The 18,518-nt window shown below is 56.8% G+C and carries 17 protein-coding genes; 8 read left to right on the top strand and 9 right to left on the bottom strand.

Annotation, left to right across the window (positions count from 1 at the left end; all coding sequences use genetic code 11):
• Positions 1-292: 292 nt before the first annotated feature.
• Positions 293-688 (top strand): aspartate 1-decarboxylase autocleavage activator PanM, encoded by a 396-nt coding sequence (panM, locus tag AC0T7J_RS15890; RefSeq protein WP_473795301.1) that lies wholly within the window; start codon positions 293-295, stop codon positions 686-688.
• Between the two features lie 59 nt (positions 689-747).
• On the opposite strand, the gene rpoH is transcribed toward panM, so the two are convergent.
• The 4 genes from rpoH to ftsY form a co-directional block, all read right to left on the bottom strand.
• Positions 748-1,605 carry an RNA polymerase sigma factor RpoH gene (gene rpoH / locus AC0T7J_RS15885; protein ID WP_010253314.1) on the bottom strand — a complete coding sequence of 286 codons (858 nt, stop codon included), beginning with the start codon at positions 1,603-1,605 and terminating at the stop codon, positions 748-750.
• Positions 1,606-1,845: 240 nt separating this feature from the next.
• A complete protein-coding gene (gene ftsX / locus AC0T7J_RS15880) occupies positions 1,846-2,829 on the bottom strand; it encodes a permease-like cell division protein FtsX (RefSeq protein ID WP_010253316.1) in 984 nt (327 codons plus the stop codon).
• On the bottom strand, positions 2,819-3,487 hold the full coding sequence (ftsE, locus tag AC0T7J_RS15875) for a cell division ATP-binding protein FtsE (RefSeq protein ID WP_003852197.1): 669 nt from the start codon (positions 3,485-3,487) through the stop codon (positions 2,819-2,821). The genes ftsX and ftsE overlap by 11 nt, the downstream gene beginning before the upstream one ends.
• Positions 3,488-3,492: 5 nt before the next feature.
• Complete coding sequence (gene ftsY / locus AC0T7J_RS15870; RefSeq protein ID WP_473795378.1) at positions 3,493-5,184, bottom strand: signal recognition particle-docking protein FtsY; 1,692 nt, start codon at positions 5,182-5,184, stop codon at positions 3,493-3,495.
• 232 nt (positions 5,185-5,416) lie between these two features.
• Here ftsY and rsmD point away from each other — a divergent pair, with 232 nt between their 5' ends.
• Both rsmD and AC0T7J_RS15860 read left to right on the top strand, forming a co-directional pair.
• Entirely contained in the window at positions 5,417-6,016 is a 600-nt protein-coding gene (gene rsmD / locus AC0T7J_RS15865) for a 16S rRNA (guanine(966)-N(2))-methyltransferase (RefSeq protein WP_010671526.1), read from the top strand.
• The gene (locus AC0T7J_RS15860) at positions 6,006-6,278 is read left to right on the top strand and encodes a DUF1145 family protein (protein WP_031594235.1); all 273 of its coding nucleotides are present in this window, start codon (positions 6,006-6,008) and stop codon (positions 6,276-6,278) included. Before rsmD ends, AC0T7J_RS15860 begins: the two co-directional genes overlap by 11 nt.
• Before the next feature lie 26 nt (positions 6,279-6,304).
• On the opposite strand, the gene AC0T7J_RS15855 is transcribed toward AC0T7J_RS15860, so the two are convergent.
• Positions 6,305-6,661, bottom strand: coding sequence for a DUF2500 domain-containing protein (locus AC0T7J_RS15855; RefSeq protein WP_473795300.1), 357 nt, complete (start codon positions 6,659-6,661; stop codon positions 6,305-6,307).
• Positions 6,662-6,805: 144 nt separating this feature from the next.
• On the opposite strand from AC0T7J_RS15855, the gene AC0T7J_RS15850 reads away from it, so the two are divergent.
• Positions 6,806-7,435: a lysoplasmalogenase gene (locus tag AC0T7J_RS15850; RefSeq protein ID WP_031594234.1), complete on the top strand. Its 630-nt coding sequence runs from the start codon at positions 6,806-6,808 to the stop codon at positions 7,433-7,435.
• A 92-nt stretch (positions 7,436-7,527) separates the two neighbouring features.
• Positions 7,528-9,819: a zinc/cadmium/mercury/lead-transporting ATPase gene (locus AC0T7J_RS15845; RefSeq protein ID WP_473795299.1), complete on the top strand. Its 2,292-nt coding sequence runs from the start codon at positions 7,528-7,530 to the stop codon at positions 9,817-9,819.
• A gap of 54 nt (positions 9,820-9,873) precedes the next feature.
• Here AC0T7J_RS15845 and tusA read toward each other — a convergent pair whose 3' ends face one another.
• Positions 9,874-10,125: a sulfurtransferase TusA gene (gene tusA, locus AC0T7J_RS15840; RefSeq protein ID WP_010253330.1), complete on the bottom strand. Its 252-nt coding sequence runs from the start codon at positions 10,123-10,125 to the stop codon at positions 9,874-9,876.
• Positions 10,126-10,329: 204 nt separating this feature from the next.
• Here tusA and AC0T7J_RS15835 point away from each other — a divergent pair, with 204 nt between their 5' ends.
• Complete coding sequence (locus AC0T7J_RS15835; RefSeq protein WP_010253331.1) at positions 10,330-10,995, top strand: 7-cyano-7-deazaguanine/7-aminomethyl-7-deazaguanine transporter; 666 nt, start codon at positions 10,330-10,332, stop codon at positions 10,993-10,995.
• Between the two features lie 320 nt (positions 10,996-11,315).
• Complete coding sequence (locus AC0T7J_RS15830; RefSeq protein WP_010253333.1) at positions 11,316-11,870, top strand: DcrB family lipoprotein; 555 nt, start codon at positions 11,316-11,318, stop codon at positions 11,868-11,870.
• A gap of 58 nt (positions 11,871-11,928) precedes the next feature.
• On the opposite strand, the gene iolE is transcribed toward AC0T7J_RS15830, so the two are convergent.
• The 3 genes from iolE to iolD all read right to left on the bottom strand — a co-directional run bounded on the left by iolE (position 11,929) and on the right by iolD (position 15,886).
• Complete coding sequence (gene iolE, locus AC0T7J_RS15825; protein WP_473795298.1) at positions 11,929-12,825, bottom strand: myo-inosose-2 dehydratase; 897 nt, start codon at positions 12,823-12,825, stop codon at positions 11,929-11,931.
• Positions 12,826-12,872: 47 nt separating this feature from the next.
• Complete coding sequence (gene iolG / locus AC0T7J_RS15820; protein WP_033780961.1) at positions 12,873-13,883, bottom strand: bifunctional inositol 2-dehydrogenase/D-chiro-inositol 1-dehydrogenase; 1,011 nt, start codon at positions 13,881-13,883, stop codon at positions 12,873-12,875.
• A 62-nt stretch (positions 13,884-13,945) separates the two neighbouring features.
• On the bottom strand, positions 13,946-15,886 hold the full coding sequence (gene iolD, locus AC0T7J_RS15815) for a 3D-(3,5/4)-trihydroxycyclohexane-1,2-dione acylhydrolase (decyclizing) (protein ID WP_473795297.1): 1,941 nt from the start codon (positions 15,884-15,886) through the stop codon (positions 13,946-13,948).
• A gap of 545 nt (positions 15,887-16,431) precedes the next feature.
• Between iolD and AC0T7J_RS15810 the strand changes: the two genes are divergently transcribed.
• A complete protein-coding gene (locus AC0T7J_RS15810) occupies positions 16,432-18,345 on the top strand; it encodes a bifunctional 5-dehydro-2-deoxygluconokinase/5-dehydro-2-deoxyphosphogluconate aldolase (RefSeq protein WP_473795296.1) in 1,914 nt (637 codons plus the stop codon).
• Positions 18,346-18,518: the final 173 nt, after the last annotated feature.

Below are 18,518 nucleotides of genomic sequence, written 5' to 3'. Positions count from 1 at the left end.
ATTTTTTAGTAATAAGGCTTTATTTTTCAGGTTATTAAACAGGAAGTTTCTTCTGTAAATCAACTGACATATTCAGAATTGACTGAGTGAAACAGCATAATACACTGGAGGCAACGGCCGGTTTTTCACCACTTTTCCAGCGCGTTATGCTGGATTGATCGCCTGCTATCCCTGTTTACAACTATCATCCTGGCATCCAGGCCACCTTTTGACCTGTTTTATTGGTGAAAATGTGGTAGCACTCTGGTTGTACACTTTCGCTGCACTTTCCCCTGTTACAGAGGTTTTTGTTATGAAGCTTACTATCCAGCGTTTAACCACGCTGACCGCGCAGGACCGCATCGATCTTGGCAAAATCTGGCCGGATCTTGAGATTCAAAAACTGGAGCAGCAGCTGGATGAGCGCCATCGTCTCTATGCTGCGCGCTTTAACGATCGCTTACTGGCGGCTTTGCAGCTGGAAATTTCCGGGATCCACGGCAAGATTCACCGGCTGTCGGTGCGCGATGTCACCCGGCGACGTGGAGTGGGACACTATTTACTGGAGGAGACGATCCGGCAGAATGGGTCGATAGCTGACTGGTGGATTGCCGATGATGGCAGTGACGATCAGCAGGTGCGGGCAGCCTTTATGCAGGCGTGTGGCTTCAGGGCGCAGAGTGATGGCTGGATACTGGCGGTAGAGTAGTCAGACGCAGAAAAACAAAAAGGGCGACATAAAGTCGCCCCTTGAGATGTCGAAGTACGTTACGCTTCGATCGCCATACGCAGTTTCTTCATGGCGTTCTTTTCCAGCTGCCGGACACGTTCGGCTGACACGCCGTACTGATCGGCCAGCTCCTGCAGCGTGGTTTTATTGTCTTCGTCCAGCCAGCGGGCGCGAATGATGTGCTGACTACGCTCATCCAGACCTTCCATCGCATAGCTCAGCTTGTCAGCCGCGTGCGCATCCCAGTTGTCCTCTTCAATGCCGTCAGCAAAGTCAGAGGTTTTATCCTGAAGATAAAGCACGGGTGCCATAGAGCGGCCTTCGCTGCTCTCGTCGTCGGCAGACATATCAAAGGTCATATCCTGCGCGGCCATACGCGATTCCATTTCACGCACATCTTTGCTGCTTACGCCCAGCTCACGCGCAACCATCTCGACTTCGTCCTGATTGAACCAGCCCAGACGCTGCTTGGTTTTACGCAGGTTAAAGAACAGCTTACGCTGTGCTTTAGTGGTCGCGACTTTCACAATACGCCAGTTACGCAGCACGTATTCGTGAATCTCCGCTTTAATCCAGTGCACGGCGAACGAAACCAGACGCACACCCACTTCGGGGTTGAAGCGACGTACCGCTTTCATCAGGCCGATGTTGCCTTCCTGGACCAGGTCAGCCTGTGGCAGACCGTAGCCGGAGTAATTACGAGCGATATGAACTACAAAGCGTAGGTGAGACAGGATCAGCGTCTTTGCCGCATCCAGATCGCCCTGGTAATGCAGCCGTTCAGCCAACGCTTTTTCCTCTTCTGCCGAGAGCATCGGCCAGGTATTCGCCGCCCGGACGTAAGACTCCAGGTTGCCAAGAGGAGCAATAGCTAAAGTTTGCATTTCTTTGGTCATTCAAACCCTCACAAATTCAGTGGAATTGCCGCACATTTCCCTGCGCAGACGATACATTACGTCAACGTCGCGCGGAATCCGAAAGCAATCTGTGCTACTTAGAGTGGTAAAGTTATCCACAAGTTCAATTATAGCGGTGAATATTTTACACACAGATGACAGGAAGGGAAGAGGGGAACTATCCTCTGCACCCGCCATCGGTAGCAGAGGACCATTATAACAAAAAAATGTTGCAGGCGTTTACTGCGGCGTAAATCGACGTAAATGTTGTACCGTTGCCAGCCACGCAGCCACCCAGCCGATGATCGCCGCAATCAGTAACAGCAGCAGCGCCTCATCCCACGAGAAGCCTTCCAGTGAGAAGGTGGTACCAAATACCGTCGCCACACTGGCCACAACGGACTGCAGACGCAGCACCAGCACTTCCGACAGCAGCAGCGACAGTACCGCCCCGCTGAAGCCCAGCAGCGCGCCGCCATAGAGGAACGGACGCAGGATAAAGCCGTCAGTGGCACCAATCAATTTCTGCACGTTAATGGTGTCGCGTCGGGCAAAGATGCTGAGCCGGACGCTGTTACCGATCACCAGGAAGACGGCCACGATCATCAGCACGCCAATCATTGAGGCGATCTGTCCCACCAGCCCGGTCAGCGCCGCCAGGCGCGCAAACCAGCTATCATCCATCCGCACTTCATCCACGCCCTGCACTTTGGTCACCCGATCGCGCAGGCTTTGCATGGTGTCTGAGTTCTGGAAATTGAGCTTAGGTGTGATGATGGCCACCGCAGGCAGCGGATTCTGCTCCAGCATATCCATTGCGCCGCCAAAGCCTGACCAGTTGCGGAACTCGTTCAGCGCCTCTTCCCGCGTCAGGTAGTTGACGTTATCCACGCCTTCCACCTGCTTGAGTTGCGCCACCACGTTTTCTGCCGCCGTGTCATCCAGCGTTTTGGAGAGATAAACGGTTAACTGCGGCGCCGGATACCACTGCGTTGCCGCCTGGCTGACGTTTTTCCACACCATGTAGCAGACGCTGGGCAGCGTCAGTGAAATGGCGATGACCATCACCGTCAGCAGGGTTGCCAGCGGCTGACGCCACATATCAGAAAGCGTGCCGCGCAGCGCATAGCGCCACTGCTCCTGCCAGCCGCCCTTCAGCGCTTTACTCTTCGACTGCTGTTTCGCTTTCGGCGCAGCCGGACGTTTAATGCGTTTATTGACCATCGTGGCCTCCGTGCAGGCGTCCCTGATTCAGCGTCATCATCCGGTAATTGCGTCGGGCAATCAGGCCGCTGTCATGCGTCGCCATCAGGACGGTGACGCCGACGCGGTTGAACTCTTCGAACAGGCGCAGAATATCTTCTGACAGCGCGTCGTCAAGGTTACCGGTCGGTTCATCGGCCAGCAGCACGGCGGGCTTGTTCACCACCGCACGGGCGATGCCCACCCGCTGCTGTTCACCGCCAGAAAGCTGAATCGGATAACTCTTCGCTTTGTCGAGCAGACCCACTTTATCCAGCGCCGCCGAAACGCGACGACGAATGTCTTCGCCGCTGGCACCGGAGATAATCAGTGGGATTGCCACATTGTCATAAACCGAACGATCCATCAGCAGGTGGTGATCCTGGAAAATCATGCCGATCTGACGACGCAGGAAAGGCACCTCGCTGTTACGCAGACGGGAAATGTCATGGCCGCTGAACCAGATTTTTCCGGCACTCGGGCGCTCAATGCCACAAATCAGCTTCAGCAAGGTACTTTTACCGGCACCAGAGTGGCCGGTCAGAAACGCCATTTCGCCGGGACGCAGACGGAAATCTACCCCCTGCAGCGCCTGACGTCCGCCGAGATATGCCTTACTGACCTCTTCAAAGCGAATCATCCTAATTAGTCCTCTCGGGCAAACAGTGCCTCAATAAAATCTTCCGCCTTAAACGGCCGTAAATCTTCAATGCCTTCACCGACGCCGATGTAGCGAATCGGAATACCGAACTGATCGGCCACCGAGAAGATCACGCCGCCTTTGGCGGTGCCATCCAGCTTGGTGAGCGCAATCCCGGTCACGCCGACGGCTTCATTAAACAGTCGGGCCTGGCTGACCGCATTCTGTCCGGTGCTGGCATCCAGCGTCAGCATCACTTCGTGTGGCGCTGAATCATCCAGTTTTTTCATCACGCGGGTGATTTTTTTCAGCTCTTCCATCAGGTGCGATTTGTTCTGCAGACGACCCGCGGTATCGGCAATCAGCACGTCAACGCCACGCGATTTAGCCGCCTGAATAGCATCGAAGATCACCGAAGCGGAATCTGCACCTGTGTGCTGAGCAATCACCGGAATGTTGTTGCGCTGACCCCACACCTGCAGCTGCTCCACAGCCGCGGCGCGGAAGGTATCACCAGCCGCTAACATCACGGATTTGCCTTCGGCCTGATACTGGCGCGCCAGTTTACCGATGGTGGTGGTTTTACCTACGCCATTAACACCAACCATCAGGATGACAAACGGCGTTTTGCCTGAGACATCCAGTGGCGCATCCACTTTTGCCAGAATCGAGGCCATCTCCGCTTTCAGCAGACCGTAGAGCGCTTCCGCGTCACGCAGTTGCTTGCGGTTTGCCTGCTGGGTCAGATGCGTGATGATGCGGCGCGTGGTATCCACACCCACATCCGCAATCAGCAGTTGCTCTTCCAGCTCGTCAAACAGCTCATCATCAATCTTTTTGCCACGGAACAGGCTGATAAAACCGGAACCGAGATTCTGACGGGTTTTTACCAGGCTGCGCTTCAGGCGGGCAAAGAAGCCCTCTTTGCTGGGTCGCTCCTGCTCCTGCACGATGAGTGGCGCGGCGGCCAGCGGGAGATCGCTGACAGTATCGGATACCGTTTCTGCCGGTTCCGCGTCAGTGACGTCGGCGTCGCCCAGTGCCAGCGCGGTCAGTTCTTCTTCGGTCAGCGGTGCTTCCGCTTCGCTGTCCGGCGTTTCAACGATCGCAGCCTCGTCCGGCGTCAGCGCGTCATCGCTTAACGGCGCTTCGGCTTCGCTGTGCGAGGTTTCAACGATCCCGGCGTCATCCAGCGCCAGCGCGGTCAGCTCTTCTTCGCTTAATGGCGCTTCCGCTTCGCTGTCCGGGGTTTCAACGATCAGGGCGTCGCCCAGCGCCAGCGCGGTCAGCTCTTCTTCGCTTAACGGCGCATCTGCCGGAGCCTCGTCAGTGATCGGCGTGACCACGTCGTCGGCGTCAATCACCGGCGTCGCGTCATGTTCAGGTGCGGAGACTTCCAGAAGCGCTTCAGGATCGGCCTCAATCGACTCAGCCTCATCCAGCAACGCGGGTGCCGGTTCATGCGGCGCTGCCGCGGTGACTTCCGCCTCGCGCTGCTGTCCGGCCACCGTTTCGGTGATAACGACAGTCTCTTCCGCTTGTGCTTCAGCCTGGCTTAATGCCGGGGCTTCCTGTTCTGCCTGCTGCTGTGCGGGTTCTGCGACCTCTTGTGTCTGCTCCTCCGCGACAGGTTGTTTCTCTTCCTCTTTGCCAAATCCCAGCCAGGAAAAAAAGCCACGTTTTTTCTCTTTTGCCATTGTGTGACGACACTCCTCGATGGCTTTGTCCCGGTCGCGCATGGTTTCCAGGGGTAAATCAATGAAAGTTGGTCAGCGCCAGACCGGCGTAAACCGCAGAATAATGCATGACTTCAGCAACTCAGTAGTCTAACACTTTCCAGCCAGCTCACCACAGCACCCTTTTTTAACGTTTCTTCTCACCGATTCGCCCGTTAAACTACGCAACAAATTATGACGAGTTGTGAGCAAGATGAATAAAAACCCCCGCAGTACAGGCGGTGCCGGGCAGATTCGCATCATTGGCGGCCAGTGGCGCGGACGCAAACTGCCGGTGCCGGACAGCGCCGGACTGCGCCCGACCACCGATCGGGTGCGTGAGACGCTGTTTAACTGGCTGGCCCCGGTGCTGCCAGAAGCGCGCTGCCTCGACTGCTTTGCCGGTAGCGGCGCATTAGGACTGGAAGCCCTGTCGCGTTACGCGGGATCGGCAACGCTGCTGGAGCTGGAACGTCCGGTGGCGCAGCAGCTGACAAAAAATCTGCAGACGTTGCGCGCCAGTAATGGCACCGTGATTCAGACCAATGCGTTAAACTGGCTGGCACAACCAGGCGAACCGTTCGATGTGGTGTTTATCGATCCGCCATTTCGTCAGGGATTGCTGGAACAGACGTTACAGTTGCTGGAGCAGAATCACTGGCTGGCCGATCAGGCGCTGATTTACGTCGAAAGTGAAGTGGAAAATGGCGCACCGCCGGTGCCGCCAGAGTGGGATCTTTATCGCGAGAAAATAGCCGGACAAGTGGCTTATCGTTTGTATCAACGTCAACAGGAGACGCAGGATGTTACTTAATTTGGGGCGTCTGTTGATGCTATGCGTATGGGGATTTCTGCTGGCTAACCTGATTCATCCCTACCCTAAACCGCTGACTTATTTTATTAACGTTGCGCTTATTTTCATGATCCTGATGCATGGTCTGCAGCTGGTGTTACTGCGCACCACGCAGACCAAAGATGCGCCGCCGATTGACCGCGTCACCCAGGCCAAAGTGTTTCTGTTCGGGGTGTTTGAACTGGTCGCCTGGCAGAAGAAAAACTTCCCACGCAAGAAATAATCCCGGGCGGGCGCAATGCCCGCCGGTTACTGCAGGGGCGTGAAGCTGATAAAGCGCGTGCCCTGCATCTTCAACTCGCCTCTCGCGCCTTTATCCAGCTGATGATATTCCCCCTCTTTCAGCTGCACTTTGATGTCGCTGGCACCGTTCAGCGGATGAAACAGCACCTCATAGCGCATCTCTTCCCCGGCGATCACTTCGCGCTGCCGTGAACGGCGATTGGGAGAAGGAAATTCACGCTTGGTTTTGACCTCAACCTGCAGAGAACGCTCGGGTGAAGCGTCATTTACCGCCACTTCCCGGCGCTGCTTAAAGAACTGACGGGTTGCCAGTACGGCGATAATTGCCAGAACGATAATAAAAATTAGCGGCGGTTTGCTCATAGCGATCTCGGGCCTGCGGGATGATTAATCAGGCGGCAAAGCATACAACCAGAGTTGCCTGATTGTCACATCGCAGAGGCTTAACCTAAACTGGAAGTGATATTTTGGGATCTTTCACCATTTTGAGTAAAAAAGGGAGAAACAATGCTCTGGTCTTTCCTCGCTGTACTTTTCTCCGGCTGGCTCTATGTCGATGCCACCTATCGCGGCCCGCAATGGCAACGCTGGCTGTTTAAACCGGTCACGCTGCTGCTGCTCGTCGGCCTGGCCTGGCAGGCACCGGTGCTGCAGACTACGGACTACCTGATTCTGGCCGGTCTGGTCGCGACGCTGGTCGGTGATGCGTTAACGCTGCTGCCGCGTCAGCAGATGCTCTATGCCATCGGGGCTTTCTTCCTGTCGCACCTGCTTTATACCCTCTGCTTCGCCGCCAGCATGACCATGACCTTCTTCTGGCCGATTCCGCTGACGCTGCTCATCATTGGTGCCGCCCTGATTGGCGTCATCTGGAGCCGACTGGAAGATCTGCGCTGGCCTGTCTGCACCTTTATCGGCATGACGCTGGTGATGACCTGGATAGCGACCGAACAGTACTTCTTCCGCCCGACCGATTACAGCTTCTCGATCATGGTTGGTGCCGGTCTGCTGCTGCTGGCCAACGCCGTCTGGTTTATCTCACACTATCGTCGCCGCTTTTCCGCCGACAGCGCGATTGTCGCCGCCTGCTACTTCGCCGGTCACTTTATGATCGTGCGCTCGTTGTGGGTCGTCTGAAAAATAGCCTTGACTCTGGAGTTAACTCCAGAGTGTAGGATAAAGGATGGGCTGCGTTGCTCATCCCACTATTCTTACACTCTGGAGGTCATATGCATCAACATCACGCCTGTGGCTGCGGCAAACCCCGTGCCAGTCACGCCGCAGCAACACCGCTGTGCCAGGTTCGCCAGGCCCGCCCCCGCTCCCTTTCTATTCACGCCGCCACGCCTGTACCTGCGGAAACGGCAGGCTGTTGCTGTGACAGCAACTGCAGCCCTGGCAACGACGCCGACCCCGCTGAGGAAAGTGACCGGCGAGGCGCCGACAGTTATCCCTTTAGCTGGCAGGTCAGCGGGATGGATTGCCCGTCGTGTGCCCGCACCATTGAAACCGCTGTCCGTCAGGTAAGTGGCGTGACCGACGCCCGTGTGTTGTTCAGCAGCGAGAAACTGGTGGTCAACGCTGACCAGGATGTACAAAACGCCGTTGAACAGGCGGTGAAAAAAGCCGGCTTCCAGCTCGCAACCCCATCAGCCACGTCGGCCACATCCCCCGCTACGCCGGGCTGGCAACATAACCGGATGCTGATTTTGCTGGCGCTGCTGGTGCTTGCCAGTAGCATTCTCAGCTACTTCGCGCCCGCCTGGGGCGATCGGCTGTTTGTGCTGACCACGCTGGTCGGCCTGATCCCGGTGGCGCGCGGCGCCTGGCAGCGTCTGCGCAGCGGATCGCCTTTTACCATTGAGACATTAATGACGCTGGCGTCAGCTGGCGCGCTGATTATTGGCGCACACGCTGAAGCCGCAATGGTGCTGGTGCTGTTTCAGCTGGGCGAGCAGTTGGAAAGTTATGCCGCCTCCAGGGCGCGCAGCGGCGTTACCAGCCTGATGGCGTTGCGCCCTGAATCGGCGATTCGTCTTGAACAGGGCAAACGGACTGAGGTACCACTTGCGGCGCTGCAACCCGGCGATGTGATTGAAGTCGCGGCGGGCAGCCGCTTGCCGGTCGATGGCAGCTTAATCAGTCCGCTTGCCAGTTTCGATGAGAGCGCGCTGACCGGTGAATCGCTGCCGGTAACGCGGGCCAGCGGCGAAAAAATTCTCGCCGGTGCCACCAGTGTTGATCGGCTGGTGATGCTGGAAGTGGTGTCGAAGCCGGGTGAAAGCGCGATCGACCGTATCCTGCAACTGATTGAAGAAGCGGAAACACATCGTGCGCCGGTCGAACGCTTTATCGACCAGTTCAGCCGTATTTACACGCCGCTGGTCATGCTGCTGTCGCTGCTGGTGATGGTGGTGCCGCCACTGCTCGGTGCAGGCGACTGGCAGCCGTGGATCTACAAAGGGCTGACACTGCTGTTGATTGGCTGCCCCTGTGCGCTGGTGATCTCCACGCCTGCAGCCATTACCTCCGGGCTGGCTGCGGCGGCGCGACAGGGCGCACTGATCAAAGGCGGTGCGGCGCTGGAGCGGCTGAGTTCGGTGCGCAGAATGGCGTTTGATAAAACCGGTACCCTGACGCTGGGCAAGCCACAGCTGACGCAGATCCTGCGGTTTGGCACGACCAGCGAGTCAGAGATGCTGGCGCTGAGCGCCGCTGCAGAACAGGGTGCCACCCATCCGCTGGCCAGCGCTATCGTGGCGGCCGCGCAGGCGCGTGATCTGGTGATTCCTGACGCGCAGGATCAGCAGGTGCAGGCGGGACGCGGCATCAGCGCGAAAGTCGCTGGCCAGCAGATTCAGCTGCTGACGCCCGGCCATGCGCCCGGTCTGACGCCGCAGCAAAATGCGCAGATAGCGCAACAGGAAGCTGAAGGTGAAACTCTGGTGGTGCTGATGCGCGATGGCGAAGCGCTGGGTGCGCTGGCTCTGCGCGATCAGCTGCGCGACGATGCCGTCGAGGCGTTAAAGGCGCTGAAAAAGCTGGGTATTGAGAGCCTGATGCTCACCGGCGACAATCCGCGCGCTGCGGCGACCATAGCCCGCCAGCTGGATATTGATTATCGCGCCAGTCTGCTGCCCGCCGATAAAGTCGCGGCGATCCGTGAACTGAGTCAGCAACAGCCGCTGGCGATGGTCGGGGATGGCATTAACGACGCACCAGCAATGAAAGCGGCAACGCTGGGCATTGCGATGGGCAGCGGCACCGATGTGGCGCTGGAAGCGGCCGATGCTGCCCTGACGCGTAATCAGCTCAGCAATCTGGCTCCGATGATTGCGCTGGCACGCTGGACTCGGCGCATCATCCGTCAGAATATCGGTATTGCGCTGGGGCTGAAGGCGATTTTCCTGGTTACAACCCTGCTGGGTCTGACCGGACTCTGGCTGGCGGTGCTGGCGGATTCGGGTGCGACCGCGCTGGTCACCGCCAACGCGCTGAGGTTACTGCGTCGCCGCGCCTGAGCAGGCGGCTACTGATCAGAAGAGTGAGGTTAACGGCGGCCTGTACGGCTGTCGTTAACCCGCCATGCCTTTGCGGATCAGAAACTGATAGGGCAGCGTGTCGGTTTGCTGCGCCAGCAAGCCATGTTCCATAAAGCGGCAGAAGCCGGGAATATCGCGCGTGGTGGCCGGATCATCGGCGATGATCAGCAACGTCTCGCCATCCTGCAGGCTGCGTACGGTTTTGCGCACCATCATCACCGGCTCCGGGCAACGCAGGCCACGGGCATCCAGCTGATGGTCGGCAGAGGAAAAAGCATCGCTCATAATCAACTCGGTTCAGGTAAGGGGCGCTCATTCTAGCGCGTGCTGGCGGTGAAGCAAGGCGATAACGATTGCGCTAAAATTAACCATTGCATAAAAAGCACAACGCGGTAAGATGCCGCCGTTTTTTGCTCATAAAACTGCCAGGCGCTGCCCGAACGGCGTCCCGCAATGGGTTCCCTCACCCCAACATTAAAAAGGTTGAATATGCTCGCATTTTCTTCACGTCAGCGTATGCATGCGCTTTTCTGGTTATCGCTGTTTCACCTGCTGGTGATCACTTCAAGTAACTATCTGGTTCAGTTGCCCATTTCAGTGTTTGGCTTCCACACCACCTGGGGTGCATTCAGCTTCCCGTTTATCTTCCTGGCGACCGATCTCACCGTGCGTATTTTTGGCGCACCGCTGGCCCGACGCATTATTCTGGCCGTAATGATCCCGGCGCTGTTTATCTCTTACAGTGTCTCGGCGCTGTTCTATCAGGGTGAATGGCAGGGCTGGCAGGCACTGGAAGTGATGAATCTGTTTGTTGCCCGTATCGCCTGCGCCAGCTTTATGGCTTATGCGCTGGGTCAGATCCTCGACGTTCATGTCTTCAACCGTCTGCGTCGCTTGCCACAGTGGTGGATTGCGCCGGGCTGCGCTATGTTCCTGGGGAATATCAGCGATACGCTGGCCTTCTTCTTTATCGCCTTCTATAAAAGCCCCGATGCGTTTATGGCTCAGCACTGGGTTGAGATTGCCCTGGTGGATTACAGCTTCAAAGTGCTGATCTGCATGGTCTTCTTCCTGCCCGCCTACGGCGTGCTGCTCAACGCGGCGCTGAAGCGTCTGGCTGAACGCCAGACCGCCCGTCAGGTAAATTTCGGCTAAGAGTTTGTTCCATCAGGCGTAATGGGTGCAGGCAGTCTGGACACGGACAGTGCGCAATAACCGGAACGTACAGGGAGTACGTGTGGATGACTCGCTGTGCTCGCCCCTTCAGGGCCGTCCTGTCGGGCGTACAGGTTGCTAAAGCAGCCTGTGTGAGCACTGATCAGGTTCAGACTGACAAATCTGACTGGCCAGGCGCTAACCCGCCATACAATTTTCCGCCATTACCCGCTAAGATCTTCTGACAATCATCAGGTTGCGTTTGCAACCTGATTCCTGTTGTATTAATGACTGACTGGAAACTGAAAAAAGGGATTCTGATGCGCAACCTGGTGAAATATGTAGGAATGGGTTTACTGGTACTCGGCTTAGCGGCCTGTGACCAGAAGAAAGATGAAGCGGCGAATGATAACGGCGTCAGCGCCAGTCAGTCGGCGCAAACCGTCACGCTGATGGATGGCAAACTGAGCTTCTCGCTGCCACCAGGCATGTCCGATAAAAGCGGTAAACTGGGTTCGCAGACCACTAACATGCACGTTTATGCTGATGAAACCGGTGCCCGCGCAATTATTGTGATTGCCGGTGACCCGACCAATGATGGTCTGGATGTGCTGTCGCAGCGCATGGAACAGCAGCAGCGTAACCGCGATCCGCAGTTGCAGGTGGTGTCGAACAAATCTGTGACGCTGAAAGATCAGCCCGCACAGCAGCTGGATACCGTGATTTCTGCCAACAACCAGACCTCATGGTCTTCAGTGGTTCTGGCGAAAGTGGATGGCAAACTGGTGACACTGCAGATTACGCTGCCAGGTGATAATCAGCAGCAGGCGCAGAGCGATGCTGACAACATTGTGAAAAGCATTACGCTGAAGTAAACCAGACGGCTGGCTTCCCTGTACGTCTGGGAAGCCAGCCTTCGGTCAGAAGGGCTTTTTATAGACCTGCATTCTCGCGAATATATTTCCGCGCTTTCACCGCATATTCAAACGGATTGGCCAGTGCCGGATCCTGCTCCGCTTCAACCACCATCCAGCCTTTATAGCCGTAATCATCCAGGATTTTGAACACCGGTCTGAAGTCGATCACGCCATCGCCCGGTACGGTGAAGGTGCCCTTCTTCACCCCTTCCAGAAACGAGAGATGGTTCTCACGCACCTCAGTGACCACCTCATCACGCACATCCTTAAGATGAACGTGGAAAATGCGCGGCAGATATTTTTCCAGAACCGCCAGCATCTTCTGCTGGGAGCCTTCGGAGTAGTAGACGTGGCCGGTGTCATAGAGCAATCCGACCTGCTCGTCGGTCATCTCCATAAACCGATCAATCTCTTCCGTGGTCTGAATACCGGTGCCCATGTGGTGATGCAGCGTCACGCGCATCCCCTTCTCCGCGGCGATGCGGGCCAGTTCGTTGTAGCCTTCCGCGGTTAACTGCCACTCTTCATCGCTGAAAATCGCTTTCTGCTCGAATACCGCCAGCGTGGTGCCCTGAATACTTTTACTCTGCTCAGAACAGCCAATCACCCGCGCGCCCATCGCATGCAGGAAGTTCATATGCTCGATGAACTGTTCGATGGTTTTCTGTTTGTCGCCGTTGGCGAAAAAGGTGCTGAACCAGGCGTTGCAGATTTCGATGCCGCGAATGTCGAGCATCGGTTTCAGGATCGCCGGATCGCGGGGATATTTGCTGCCTACTTCGCTGCCGGTAAAGCCAGCCAGCGCCATCTCACTGACGGTTTGCTGGAAGGTATTCTCACTGCCGAGATCCGGCATGTCATCGTTGGTCCAGCCGATCGGTGCGATCGCCAGTTTTACATTCTCTTTGTTCATTATCTTATTCCCAGGCGGAGAGCGGCCATGCCGCATAGACAGCTAAATCAGTTATAGAAAGCAGGACGCGGCGGCATCTCTACCGGCTCAATCGCACCACTGTTCTGCGCTTTGATACAGGCATCGGCGGCGACTGAGGCGGCGAAGCCATCCCAGGCGGACGGACCGGTCAACTGGCCCGCTTTGATGTCGTTGATAAACGCCTGCAGCTCAACGTCATACGCCTCGATAAAGCGATCTTTCCAGTCCACCAGAATGGTGTTCGACAGGCGGGCCTCTTTGCGCAGCTGCACCGAAGAGGGCTCTGGCAGGCGCGCAATCCCCTCTTCGCCCACCACTTCACACTGGATGTCATAGCCGTAAGCGCAGTTAACGAAGATCTCGACGTCAATGCGAACCCCTTTCTGGGTTTCGAACAGCACGATCTGCGGATCTTTCAGCTGACTGTGTGACTTCGAGGTGACGCGCGGGAAGACCACCTGCACCGTTTTATAGTCATCGTTTGTCAGCCAGCGCAGCACATCCAGCTCGTGGATCAGGGTGTTAGTGATCGCCATCGGCGTGGTGTAGTTCTCCGGCACGGTCGGGTTGCGGTGCGCGCAGTGCAGCATCAGCGGCTCACCGATATCGCCATCGGTGATTACTTTTTTCAGTGCACGGTAGCCCGCATCGTAGGGACGCATAAAGCCGACCTGCACCAGGCGTTTACCCGCCTGAATCTCTGCATCCACGACCCGGCGGCAGCCCTCAGCGCTCATCGCCAGCGGCTTCTCACAGAACACCGGTTTACCGGCTGCAATCGCCGCTAAGGTGAACTCTTCATGGGTCGGATCCCATGAGGTGACCAGCACCGCATCAACATTCGGAGACTGAATCACGTCGTGGCCATTTTCGAATACCTCCGCCTCAATGTTCAGGCGCTGCAGTGCGGCACGCGCGCCTTCGACATTGATGTCAGAGACGGCAACCACCTGGGCGCCCTGCAGCACATGGCTGCAGCGGCGAATATGTTCCTGACCAATTGCACCTGTACCGATGACGCCAAGTTTCAAAGTCATAATTACACCTGTGTAGGGTTCGTACGGAGAAGAGGAAAACGGGCCGTAGCACGGCCCTGAAATTAGTACTTACGTGCCTGATCAAGATGGCTGTTGAGCTTGTCCGCCACCGCCTGAGCGCGATCGGTCTTCGAGGCCTGCGCCACGCCGACGTGCCACCAGCTGAAATATTTGTGGATCATGGTTTTTGGCAGCACTTTGATGTCGATAAGGGTGGATACCGTCTGCGTGCGGGCATCTTCCAGCGCCGCTTTGAGCTGCTCCAGCGTGGTCACACGATAGGTTTTGCAGCCATAACCGGCGGCAATCGCGGCGAAATCGACCGGGATAAAGCCGCCGTCCAGCTTGCCGCCTTCCGCATTACGGAAGCGGAACTCGGTGGTAAAGCTGTCCATGCCGTGTTCCATCTGCAGGTTATTGATGCAGCCGTTGGTCATGTTATCCAGCAGTACCACGTTGATCTTCGCCCCTTCCTGAATCGAGGTGACCAGCTCTGAGTGCAGCATCATAAAGGAGCCATCACCGACCAGCGCATAGACCTCGCGCTGCGGTTGCGCCAGCTTCACACCCAGCGCGGCATTCACTTCATAACCCATGCAGGAGTAACCATATTCGACGTGGTAAGCGTTGTAATCTTTGGTGCGCCAGACGCGCTGCAGGTCGCCCGGCAGACTGCCCGCCGCTGCCACCACCACTGCATCTTTCGGCAGTTGCTCATTCAGGGTGCCGAGCACGCTGCTTTGCGTCAGTAGCGACCGGGTCAGGCGGTTAAACTCGGCGAACACCGCTTCGCGGTCGAGATGATCCGCAATCTCCGGCACAAAGTCGCCATCGTGATATTCCACCTGGTAGACACGCTGCGTCTCTTTCAGCAGCTGGCTCTGCGCCTGCTCAATCTGGTTGCCCCAGTCGTTGCTGTAGTGCTGCGAGGCCAGCCCGGCGGTGAGCGCGGTCAGCCCTTCGCGCGCATCGGCCAGCAGCTGCACGCCATCGAGCTTGTAGCTGTCGAAGTTACTGACGTTGATGTTCAGGAAGCTGACATCGGGATGCTGGAAAATCCATTTCGACGCGGTAGTGAAGTCGGTGTAGCGGGTGCCGATGCCGATCACTAAATCGGCCTCTTTCGCCAGCAGGTTAGCCGCCAGACAGCCGGTTTCGCCCACGCCGCCGACATTCAGCGGATGGTCAGAGACCAGCGTGCCTTTGCCCGCCTGCGTCTCTGCGAAAGGAATCTGGTAGCGCTCGGCAAACTGGCGCAGCGCCTCGCCCGCTTCGGAGTACTTCACCCCGCCGCCGCAGATAATCATCGGTTTGCGCTTACGGTTAATCAGCGTCAGGGCATCTGCCAGCTGCGCCGCCACCGGCAGGCGGCGATCCAGACGGTGTACCCGTTTCTGGAAGAAGTAGTCCGGGAAATCCCAGGCTTCACCCTGCACATCCTGCGGCAGCGACAGCGTGACCGCACCGGTTTCTGCCGGATCGGTCAGTACGCGCATGGCGTTTATACAGGCGGACATCAGCTGTTCCGGGCGGCTGACGCGATCCCAGTATTTGCTGACGGCGCGGAAGGCATCGTTGGTGCTGATGCTGAGATCGTAACTCTGCTCAATCTGTTGCAGCACCGGATCGGGCTGGCGGGTGGCGAAGACGTCGCCTGGCAGCAGCAGCAGAGGAATGCGGTTGGCGGTCGCGGTCGCCGCGGCGGTGATCATATTGGCCGCACCAGGCCCCACAGACGAACTGCAGGCGATAATCTGGCGGCGCAGAGACTGGCGCGCAAAGCCGGTGGCAGCATGGGCCATGCCCTGCTCATTACGGCCCTGATAGACCACCAGATCGCCGCTATCCTGTTCCAGCGCCTGGCCCAGCCCCAGCACGTTGCCATGTCCGAAAATGGCGAAGATACCTTTTACGAACTTCGTCTCAACGCCATCGACATCAATGAATTGATTATCAAGAAATTTAACCAGCGCCTGTGCCGTGGTCAGTCTGATAGTGCCCATATTCTTCCTTACATGCTGGTGGACCCCGACTTCCGCGACAGCACGCCAGGCGTTGTCATCGGCGGAAAAGGCGACCGTAATAACTGAAACGTGAGGCGATTATAAACAAATATATTTTTCATAAAACACGATTACAGAAGAAACATTTCATTTTGCGAGTGAGATCAAATTTAATGACGGCAACAGGTCTGGCGGGCGATTACAGTGGGGAAATCTGGAACGTTTAGCAGAGAGTGGTGCCTGATGAAAAAATTCATTTCAATGCAGCAGCTTGCCTGACTGGCGTGAGGATTCCTGCGATCCCCTTCACAACCCTGACATACCGCACATCCCGCTGGCACAGGTCGCGCAGGCGGGCGGCAATCAGGAGTTTTACCTGGTTCACAAAATTGCGATGGATATTTCATTTCGTGTTGAATATGGAATTTTTATTCCTCATACTCCCCTCATAGCCAGTCAGACACCTACAGACCCGGAAGCAGAGCGCACCTGGTGTCGGTCTTTTCGCCCGCCAGCTCTGCTAATCACAGAAGGAAACCACAGGTATGAGTACACAACAGAAACCGCTTGATGTGATTTGTATCGGGCGCATCGCCGTTGATTTTTATGGCCAGCAAATCGGGGCGCGACTGGAAGATGTCACCTCCTTTGCTAAATATCTGGGCGGCTCGTCGGGCAACGTTGCCTATGGCACCGCAATTCAGGGGCTGAAATCGGCGATGCTGGCGAGGGTGGGAGATGAGCATAATGGTCGCTTTCTGCGTGAAGCGTTGCAGCGCGTAGGCTGTAACACCGATGCGCTAATCACCGATCCGCAGCGTCTGACCGGACTGGTGATCCTCGGCATCAAAGATGAAGAGACTTTTCCGCTGATTTTCTACCGCGATAACTGCGCCGATATGGGTCTGGTTCCGGACGATATCGACGAAGCCTTTATTACCTCTGCGCGCGCCGTGGCGGTTACCGGCACCCACTTATCCCATCCTCAGACCCGCGAAGCGGTGCTAAAAGCGCTGGATATCGCTCGCCGCAACGGCCTGCGCACGGCGCTGGATATCGATTACCGCCCGGTGTTGTGGGGACTGACCTCTCTGGGCGACGGTGAAACGCGTTTCATTGAGTCGTCTCAGGTCACGCAGCAGTTACAGGAAGTGGTGCATTATTTCGATTTGATCGTTGGTACCGAAGAAGAGTTTCATATTGCCGGTGGCAGCACTGACACCCTGACCGCGCTGAAGAATGTGCGTCAGGCGAGTCAGGCGACGCTGGTCTGCAAACGTGGTCCGCTGGGTTGCGTGGTGTTTGAAGGTGAGATCCCGGATAGCTGGGAACAGACTGAGCTGCACACTGGCGTACGCGTCGAAGTGCTCAACGTCCTGGGCGCAGGTGATGCCTTTATGTCTGGCCTGCTGCGCGGCTGGCTGAATGATGAGGGCTGGACTCAGGCGTGCCGTTACGCCAACGCCTGCGGGGCGCTGGTGGTGTCACGCCACGGTTGTGCGCCCGCCATGCCAACCAAAGCGGAGCTGGATGATTTCCTGAGTCGCGATAAAGAGGTGAAACGTCCCGATCTCGACAGCCGTCTGAACCATTTGCACCGCGTGACCACCCGCAAGCAGCAGTGGCCGGAGCTGAATGTTTTCGCCTTTGACCACCGCAAACAGCTGGCGGATATGGCGCAGGAAGCGGGCGTGGATGAGAGCCGCATTCCAGAGCTGAAATTGCTGCTGCTGGAAGCCGCCCAGCAGGCTGCCAGAGAGGCAGGATTAGAGAACAAAAGTGGCATTCTGGCGGATACGACTTACGGTCAGAAGGCGCTGAACGCCATTACCGGTAAGAACTGGTGGATTGGCCGCCCGATTGAGCTGCCGAGCTCGCGTCCGCTGCGTCTGGAGCATGGCAACATCGGCTCGCAGCTGATCGACTGGCCCGCCGAACACGTGGTGAAATGTCTGGTTTTCTATCATCCTCATGACAGTGCTGAACTGCGTAAAGAACAGGACGATCTGGTGCTCGATGTCTGGAAAGGTTGTAATAAAAGCGGTCATGAGCTGCTGCTTGAAGTGATTCTGCCTGAGAACAATCCGGATAAAAACGAAGCGTATTACCTTGATATGCTGAGCCATTTCTACAGTCTGGGCATCCAGCCTGACTGGTGGAAACTGCCACCGCTGTCGGCGGAAAGCTGGCAGGCGATCAGCACGCTGATTGAGCAGCAGGATCCCCACTGTCGCGGCATTCTGTTACTCGGCCTGGATGCGCCCGAAGAGAAGCTTAAAGCGGGCTTCGCCGCGGCGGCCAAAGCACCCTGGGTGAAAGGTTTTGCGGTAGGCCGCACTATCTTTGGTCAGCCTTCCCGCCAGTGGTTACAGGGGGAGCTGGACGATCAGGCGCTGATTGAAACCGTTAAAGGCAACTATCTGCGACTGATTGAGTACTGGCGCGCTGCCCGCGCCTGATTTCCTGCTCTGCCAGAGGCGGTCTCAACCAGGATAGCGTTGAAGGTCAATGACGACGTCTGTTACGGGCCGCTGTGAAACCGTGCGGACGCAGGGAACACGGTCAGATCGGAAAGACGCAAAAGCCGCCATCCATGGCATGCTCGGCCCGCGCAATTACGCACCTCATCCCT

The sequence above is a fragment of the Pantoea sp. E956-1 genome, assembly GCF_982223955.1.
Note: the sequence above shows the minus strand (reverse complement) of the source record. Positions and strands in the feature narration are given on the sequence as shown.

Bases quoted from the DNA above. Each gene is read 5' to 3' on its own strand.
- panM (WP_473795301.1), top strand. From the start codon at position 293: ATGAAGCTTACTATCCAGCGTTTAACCACGCTGACCGCGCAGGACCGC.
- rpoH (WP_010253314.1), bottom strand. From the start codon at position 1,605: ATGACCAAAGAAATGCAAACTTTAGCTATTGCTCCTCTTGGCAACCTG.
- ftsX (WP_010253316.1), bottom strand. From the start codon at position 2,829: ATGGTCAATAAACGCATTAAACGTCCGGCTGCGCCGAAAGCGAAACAG.
- ftsE (WP_003852197.1), bottom strand. From the start codon at position 3,487: ATGATTCGCTTTGAAGAGGTCAGTAAGGCATATCTCGGCGGACGTCAG.
- ftsY (WP_473795378.1), bottom strand. From the start codon at position 5,184: ATGGCAAAAGAGAAAAAACGTGGCTTTTTTTCCTGGCTGGGATTTGGC.
- rsmD (WP_010671526.1), top strand. From the start codon at position 5,417: ATGAATAAAAACCCCCGCAGTACAGGCGGTGCCGGGCAGATTCGCATC.
- AC0T7J_RS15860 (WP_031594235.1), top strand. From the start codon at position 6,006: ATGTTACTTAATTTGGGGCGTCTGTTGATGCTATGCGTATGGGGATTT.
- AC0T7J_RS15855 (WP_473795300.1), bottom strand. From the start codon at position 6,661: ATGAGCAAACCGCCGCTAATTTTTATTATCGTTCTGGCAATTATCGCC.
- AC0T7J_RS15850 (WP_031594234.1), top strand. From the start codon at position 6,806: ATGCTCTGGTCTTTCCTCGCTGTACTTTTCTCCGGCTGGCTCTATGTC.
- AC0T7J_RS15845 (WP_473795299.1), top strand. From the start codon at position 7,528: ATGCATCAACATCACGCCTGTGGCTGCGGCAAACCCCGTGCCAGTCAC.
- tusA (WP_010253330.1), bottom strand. From the start codon at position 10,125: ATGAGCGATGCTTTTTCCTCTGCCGACCATCAGCTGGATGCCCGTGGC.
- AC0T7J_RS15835 (WP_010253331.1), top strand. From the start codon at position 10,330: ATGCTCGCATTTTCTTCACGTCAGCGTATGCATGCGCTTTTCTGGTTA.
- AC0T7J_RS15830 (WP_010253333.1), top strand. From the start codon at position 11,316: ATGCGCAACCTGGTGAAATATGTAGGAATGGGTTTACTGGTACTCGGC.
- iolE (WP_473795298.1), bottom strand. From the start codon at position 12,825: ATGAACAAAGAGAATGTAAAACTGGCGATCGCACCGATCGGCTGGACC.
- iolG (WP_033780961.1), bottom strand. From the start codon at position 13,883: ATGACTTTGAAACTTGGCGTCATCGGTACAGGTGCAATTGGTCAGGAA.
- iolD (WP_473795297.1), bottom strand. From the start codon at position 15,886: ATGGGCACTATCAGACTGACCACGGCACAGGCGCTGGTTAAATTTCTT.
- AC0T7J_RS15810 (WP_473795296.1), top strand. From the start codon at position 16,432: ATGAGTACACAACAGAAACCGCTTGATGTGATTTGTATCGGGCGCATC.